This window comes from Peribacillus sp. P4_B1 (assembly GCF_056402395.1).
Genome location: NZ_JBFUHM010000102.1, coordinates 1 through 6520, shown reverse-complemented (window position 1 = coordinate 6520; position 6520 = coordinate 1). Strand labels below are relative to the sequence as shown.

At 39.2% G+C, this 6520-nt stretch carries 7 protein-coding genes; 1 reads left to right on the top strand and 6 read right to left on the bottom strand.

Annotated features, from left to right (window positions below; translation table 11 throughout):
* Positions 1-70: 70 nt before the first annotated feature.
* The 5 genes from ssuE to pdxS all read right to left on the bottom strand — a co-directional run bounded on the left by ssuE (position 71) and on the right by pdxS (position 3989).
* Positions 71-604, bottom strand: coding sequence for an NADPH-dependent FMN reductase (gene ssuE / locus AC1DVK_RS26170; protein WP_089364663.1), 534 nt, complete (start codon positions 602-604; stop codon positions 71-73).
* A gap of 225 nt (positions 605-829) precedes the next feature.
* On the bottom strand, positions 830-1417 hold the full coding sequence (locus AC1DVK_RS26165; protein WP_089364662.1) for a TetR/AcrR family transcriptional regulator: 588 nt from the start codon (positions 1415-1417) through the stop codon (positions 830-832).
* A 172-nt stretch (positions 1418-1589) separates the two neighbouring features.
* The gene (locus AC1DVK_RS26160) at positions 1590-2336 is read right to left on the bottom strand and encodes an SDR family NAD(P)-dependent oxidoreductase (protein ID WP_089364661.1); all 747 of its coding nucleotides are present in this window, start codon (positions 2334-2336) and stop codon (positions 1590-1592) included.
* Positions 2337-2500: 164 nt separating this feature from the next.
* On the bottom strand, positions 2501-3100 hold the full coding sequence (gene pdxT, locus AC1DVK_RS26155; protein ID WP_089364660.1) for a pyridoxal 5'-phosphate synthase glutaminase subunit PdxT: 600 nt from the start codon (positions 3098-3100) through the stop codon (positions 2501-2503).
* Between the two features lies 1 nt (position 3101).
* Complete coding sequence (gene pdxS / locus AC1DVK_RS26150) at positions 3102-3989, bottom strand: pyridoxal 5'-phosphate synthase lyase subunit PdxS (RefSeq protein ID WP_089364659.1); 888 nt, start codon at positions 3987-3989, stop codon at positions 3102-3104.
* Between the two features lie 133 nt (positions 3990-4122).
* Between pdxS and pdxR the strand changes: the two genes are divergently transcribed.
* Positions 4123-5517, top strand: coding sequence for a MocR-like pyridoxine biosynthesis transcription factor PdxR (gene pdxR / locus AC1DVK_RS26145; RefSeq protein WP_089364658.1), 1395 nt, complete (start codon positions 4123-4125; stop codon positions 5515-5517).
* Positions 5518-6049: 532 nt separating this feature from the next.
* Here the strand turns inward: pdxR and AC1DVK_RS26140 are convergent.
* Positions 6050-6520 (bottom strand): transposase (locus AC1DVK_RS26140; RefSeq protein WP_477627748.1); only part of this gene is annotated, 471 nt, incomplete at its 5' end.

The following is a 6520-nucleotide window of genomic DNA, read 5'->3' as shown; positions in this document are numbered from 1 at the left end:
CGTCTGGCATTATTCAAAAAAAAATTATTCGAATACCAGTCCTTTTGTTGAAGTCGATAGCTTGCAGCCATTAATTCCTTAATTGAATCGCTTCTACAAATTCCTGAACCTGACTCTGAACCCGATCCACTAAATTCAAATCATTAATCGGGTTTTCTGAATTCTGTTTATCTATTTCCTTATCCACAAAATATATGCCCTGCAACGGCTCGCCTTTCAATATTGAAATTAATGGTTTAAGCGCGTAGTCTATCGCCAATAAATGCCTGTTACTTCCGCCAATCATAATTGGCAGCACTGGCTTTCCCTTAAAAGCTCCTTCTGGCAGCATATCAATCAAGGCTTTCAATACGCCTGTGTAAGAGGCCTTATATACAGGTGAACCAATAATAATTCCTCTAGCTTCTTGAATTTTTTCTGAAAGCTTTAAAATTTCTTCACTATTATATTTCCCCTGGAATAAATCATCTGCTGAGAATTCTGTAATTGAGTAATAAGTTGTGGTAAATCCTTCTTTTTCAACTAAAGATTGAATATGTTTTAGTGATATGTCCGTTCTTGATGGAACAGCTGGACTTCCTGATAAAATTACGATTTCACCCATTATAAATCCCCTCCATGTTACATGATTTCCAGATAAAATCCTCATAATGTCATATCGTGCCGCATATATTTATCGTAATAGTCTGAAAAATATAAGTCAAATCTTACACACCTGTTTATTTAATTCACGAATTGACTTCGTCAATAAGAATGATCGCTTCCCATTCAAAAATAAAACGGTCATATTTACGGCTTGATGCTCATGCCTTTAAATATGACCGTTTTATTATGTATGATTGTTTTTCCCATGAATACCATAAACCAAAAGTTGAGCAATGCTCTTAATTCGCTCAGCAGTAAAATATGGTTCCTTTTTCTGTTGATGAATCTCATAATGAGTGGATAACGCCAATGTGAAGGAAATGATCCCTACATTAAATAGAATAATATCAGAAATATAATGTATCTCTCCGCTATCTATTCTTTTTTGTATTTCTACATGTTTGGCATTCGGCTTGAAAATCTGATCCACATATTGCTTTGAAATATCTTGATCGAATTGCGTTTCCCGAAATAATATCGAAAATTGTTCTTTATTTTCCAGAATTTTGTTTATCATGGTGCAAACGTGATTCTCCACAAGATCATCAGTAGATAGATGGCTAGTCCCGTCTTCAGACTCCTCTTTTTCATTAGGAGTAATTGTAGCCAGAAGCAAATCTTTTTTGCTTTCAAAGTATTTATAAATAGTAGCTTCGGAAACATTGCATGCAGAGGCAATTTCATTCGTTCTTGTCATGTCAAAACCTTTGGTGGCAAAAAGCGTCCGGGCTACATTTATGATTCGTTCTTTGGTTTGCTGCCCTTTTTTCAAAAATATCAACCTTCTTTTATAAAGATAAGACCGGTTTCACCAATCTATTTCCCATGATATCTCGATGGTGCTAATCGGTCAATATTACCTTTGATCTATAGAAATCAATATTCCCAAATATCATATATAGAAAACATCGTCTGAATGCGACGATGTTTTCTTTTTCAGAAAATCATTTAAAAGATGCATAGCCATCATCAACCATGACTACACTTCCATTGATTGCATCCGCTTCTTCCAAAGATAATAGATAGACAGCATTTGCGATTGCTTCTGGCTTGATTAATTTACCGCGCATTTGACTTGCATGCAATTTATCGATGATTCCCATATCCTTATAGCCTTGTATGATTGGAGTGTCAACACCCCCTGGTGCAATGCCCACTACGCGTATTCCGTAAGCACCCAATTCCAAAGCAGCTGTCTGTGTCATCATCCTTACGGCGCCTTTAGACGCTTGATAGGCGAAAGTCCCGTGGGAAGCTAAGTAGCCAAACACAGAGGCTGTATTTATAATGACACCATTGTTACCTAGTTCCTTCATTTTTCGTCCCGCTGCCATGATTCCAAAGGCCACTCCATGCTGGTTCACACCAATCGTTTTGAAGTACCCTTCCATATCTTGATCGAGGATCATCCCACCGCCCCCGATGCCGGCATTATTAAACATGATATCGATCCTTCCGTATGCTTCCACCGCTTTATTGATTAACGCTTCAACCTCTTCAAGCTTAGAAACATCCGTTTTTACATAAATGGCCTCTCCGCCATCCGCTTTAATCCGTTCAACGGTTTCCTGTCCCATTTCATCATTAAAATCCGCAACAACGACCTTGTCCCCTTTTTCTGCGAATTTCAAGCATGCTGCTCGGCCAATTCCGCTTGCTCCTCCTGTAATAACTGCAACTCTTGCTGTCATATACATTCCCCTTTCAAGCTAAAATAAAAATGTAAGTAAATACTTACTTTTTTATTGTAGAACTATAGAATAGTAAATTCAAGCAATATATTATTTTAATCACTTTCAGTCAATAGCACATAAAAGTAAAAGCTGTCCTAATGATAGGACAGCTTTTACTTTGGTTAACAGGTTTTCAATTCTTCTTTAAATATGGATGTCTTCACCATTTCTATGAAAAGCTGCATGAAACGATCATCCCCTGTTAATTCTGGATGAAAAGCACTGACAAGGACATGTTCTTGTCTCGCAGCCACAACATTCTCTTCATAAACAGCCAATATCTCCACATCTTCTCCAATACCATCCGCGAATGGCGCCCGGATGAAAACTGCCTTAAAAGGTTCTTCCAGTCCTTTGATTGATAGTTCGGCCTCGAAACTATCCCTTTGGCGGCCAAACCCGTTTCTTTTCACGGAAATGTCCATTAGTTCAAGATAGGCCTTCTCATCACCATTCAATTCATTGGCCGCCAATACCATCCCCGCACATGTACCGAAAATAGGTTTTTTATGTTCGAAGAAAGTTTTGATCGGTTCCATAAATCCGTATCGATCCATTAGCTTTCTCATCGTAGTGCTTTCTCCGCCTGGAATGATTAAGCCATCGATTTCATGCAACTGTTCGGGTTTTTTTACTATTATTGCTTGTTGGCCGGCAGCTTTGATTTGGTTCAAGTGTTCCTCGACTGCACCCTGTAATCCCAAAACACCGATAGTTATCATATTACCATCCACGTTCCTGCATCCGTTCTGCTGGAGCTAGTTTAGAAATATCAATTCCTTTCATTGCACTGCCCAACTCTTTGGACAACCGGCCAATCAACTCATAATCGGTGAAATATGTAGTAGCTTGAACGATTGCCGATGCGAATTTTTCTGGATTCTCTGATTTAAAAATACCAGATCCCACGAATACGCCATCTGCTCCCAATTCCATCATAAGCGCTGCATCTGCTGGAGTGGCAATTCCGCCAGCTGCAAAGTTAACTACAGGCAATTTTCCTGTCCGTTTGATTTCTCTTAAAATTTCGAAAGGGGCACCGATATTTTTTGCTTCAGTCATTAATTCATCATCACTCATGATGCTCACTTTACGAATTTGGGACTGTACCTTTCTCATATGACGCACAGCTTCCACAATATTACCCGTACCTGGTTCTCCTTTTGTACGAAGCATCGATGCTCCTTCGCCAATACGGCGTGAAGCTTCGCCTAAATCACGGCAACCACAAACGAAAGGAACTGTGAAATCACTTTTTAAAATATGATATTCTTCATCGGCAGGTGTCAGCACTTCACTTTCATCGATATAGTCCACTCCCATGGATTCCAGAATCCTTGATTCAACAATATGGCCAATCCTTGCTTTAGCCATGACCGGGATAGATACAGCATTCATTACTTCCTCAACGATTCGCGGATCCGCCATTCTTGCTACTCCACCAGCAGCACGAATATCTGAAGGAACCCTTTCCAATGCCATGACTGCAACAGCACCTGATGCTTCAGCGATTTTTGCTTGTTCTGCATTAATGACGTCCATAATTACGCCACCTTTTTGCATTTGTGCCATTCCTCTTTTTACTGTGTCAGTTCCTAATAATTTTTCCATTTCTCTTCCCCCTAATATTTGCATTTTTTAGATTTGTTAGGCTTAGTATAAAAAAATGTTGACCGCATTGAAAGTGTCAGTTTTAATAAATTTAATGGGTTCAGTTAATTTTATCGAAAAAGGTGGAAACAAAATGAATATGCTAACTTGTGATTTAAATCGATTTAGTGAAGTTCCTTTGTACGAACAATTATATTCACATATTAAAAAAGAAATCATTGATGGCCGTCTACTTTACGGCACAAAACTGCCCTCCAAACGTAAATTGGCAGAGTTCCTTCAGATTAGTCAAAACACTGTCGAGACTGCATATGAACAATTAACTGCTGAAGGATACGTTGAAGTCATACCAAGAAAAGGTTACTATATTCAAACATTTGAGGATCTAGAGTATACACAAACCAACCAAGTTTCCTTGGAAAAAATTAATGATAAAGAAGGGGAAGTGTTGTATCATTTTCATCCCAGCCAAATTGATACGGAAAACTTCCCTTTTGAAAAATGGAGAAAATACACGAAAAATAAAATTGATGAAGCACATCAAGAACTTCTTTTACTGGGGGATTCTCAAGGAGAATATGAATTACGATGTGAAATTGCCCATTATTTGTATCATGCACGCGGAGTTCAATGCGTTCCCGAACAGATCATCATTGGTGCAGGAATGGAAATTTTATTGCAGCAGCTTGTCCTTCTTTTCGATAAAAATACCATTTATGGTGTTGAAGATCCAGGGTATCACTTGATTCACCGGATATTACGCAGCTACCCAAATGAAGTCCATCCACTGCAAATTGATGAAGAAGGCGTAAAGGTCAACCCAATTGAGAATTCAAAGATCGACGTAGTGTATGTCACTCCATCACATCACTTCCCTTATGGGACAATCCTATCTGTTAACAGACGGACTCGATTGTTGAACTGGGCTCAAGGTGCAGCAAACCGCTATATTATCGAAGACGATTATGATAGTGAATTTCGTTATAGTGGAAAAACAATTCCTTCCTTACAAAGTATGGATGCTGGTGAAAAGGTGATTTACTTAGGATCATTCTCCAAATCTTTGATGCCATCAATTCGGATCAGTTATATGGTTCTTCCCGCCCCATTGTTACAAATGCATCAACAGGAATTATCCTTTTACCATTCAAGCGTTTCACGGATTGATCAACATGTGTTGACACAGTTCATGAAGGAAGGGGATTTCGAAAAGCATTTAAATCGGATGAGGAAAGTTTACAGGCGCAAGTTGGATAAAGTGATCGATCTGTTTAAACCCCATGAGCAAATAAACATCATTGGTGAACGCTCAGGATTACATATCGTTCTCATCGTTAAGAACGGCATGGACGAACAGACACTTATTCAAAAGGCAAACAAAGACCATATTAAAATATATGGACTTTCCACATATTCAATCGAAAAAATTGACGAAAATCCTCCAAAAATCATTTTGGGCTTCGCGGGGATTCCTGAAGATGAATTGGAAAAGGCCATTCACCTTTTATTGAAATCGTGGGGTTTATGAAGACGTGAACTTCTTTAAGTTTGTCGATTAAAATGGGGTTCGGAATGCTCTCATCCCGATTCCCTTTCTTGATTTTAATATAAGACTTTTATTTGTGATGAAACCAAATTGAGGAATTGTGCGACACTCCTGCCAAAAGTCTGGAGCCTCCTCACCGCTAGATGCTTGCGGTGAGGAGCTTGGCAAGGAACCGGCGGGAAGAAGCCGATTTCAATATGTGGACCGCAAAAAGAATGCTACGGAGTCCGAATAATGCGGGACGGTCGAATAAAGTGCGATGTAGGACGAAAAAGTACGGTGTACGGCCGAATATTTGCTCCGGCTGAAAACAACTGAGACGTTTTTTAAAAAAATACTGCAGGCAAACTCGCTTTTCTTCGAGTTTGTCTACAGTCTGGGAAGTTCACTGTCGTGAACTTCTCAGTTTGTAGACAAAAGGGGTTCGGAATTAAAAAATTCCGAACCCCTTTTTGAGATTCCCTTTGAATTTTTGCCTGAAGTTAAGAGATTGGGGCTCTACGAGCCCACTATGTTAGGCCATTTTTGGACCTCCCCATGTCCAATTGGCCATCTTCTTTACATTAATGGCAGCGAAAGTAAGCATCGCCTGCATCGACAATTTTTTAAGTCCCCTTAAAGTTGTCCAACACATACCATGCTTTTCTTTTGCATCTGCGAATACACGCTCAATCGTTTCTTTACGTTTCGCATATATAGTTTTTACATCTTGATGATGACGCAGATGATCTGCTTCTTCCACATGTGTTTGCCAAATATGCCGTGTCACCACTTTTTGATAGTCTTTGCTTTCTGTACACTGRGATAAAAATGAGCATGTCGYACAAGTGTGTTTGGGTGATTTATACTCGCGATAGCCCTCTTTATTGGTTGTTGAGTACTTTAATAGCTCTCCCGAAGGACAAAGGTAACAATCAAAATGTTCATCGTATACATAGTCCTGTTTGCGGAAAAATCCTTCTTTGGTGCGAGGACGTGTATAAGG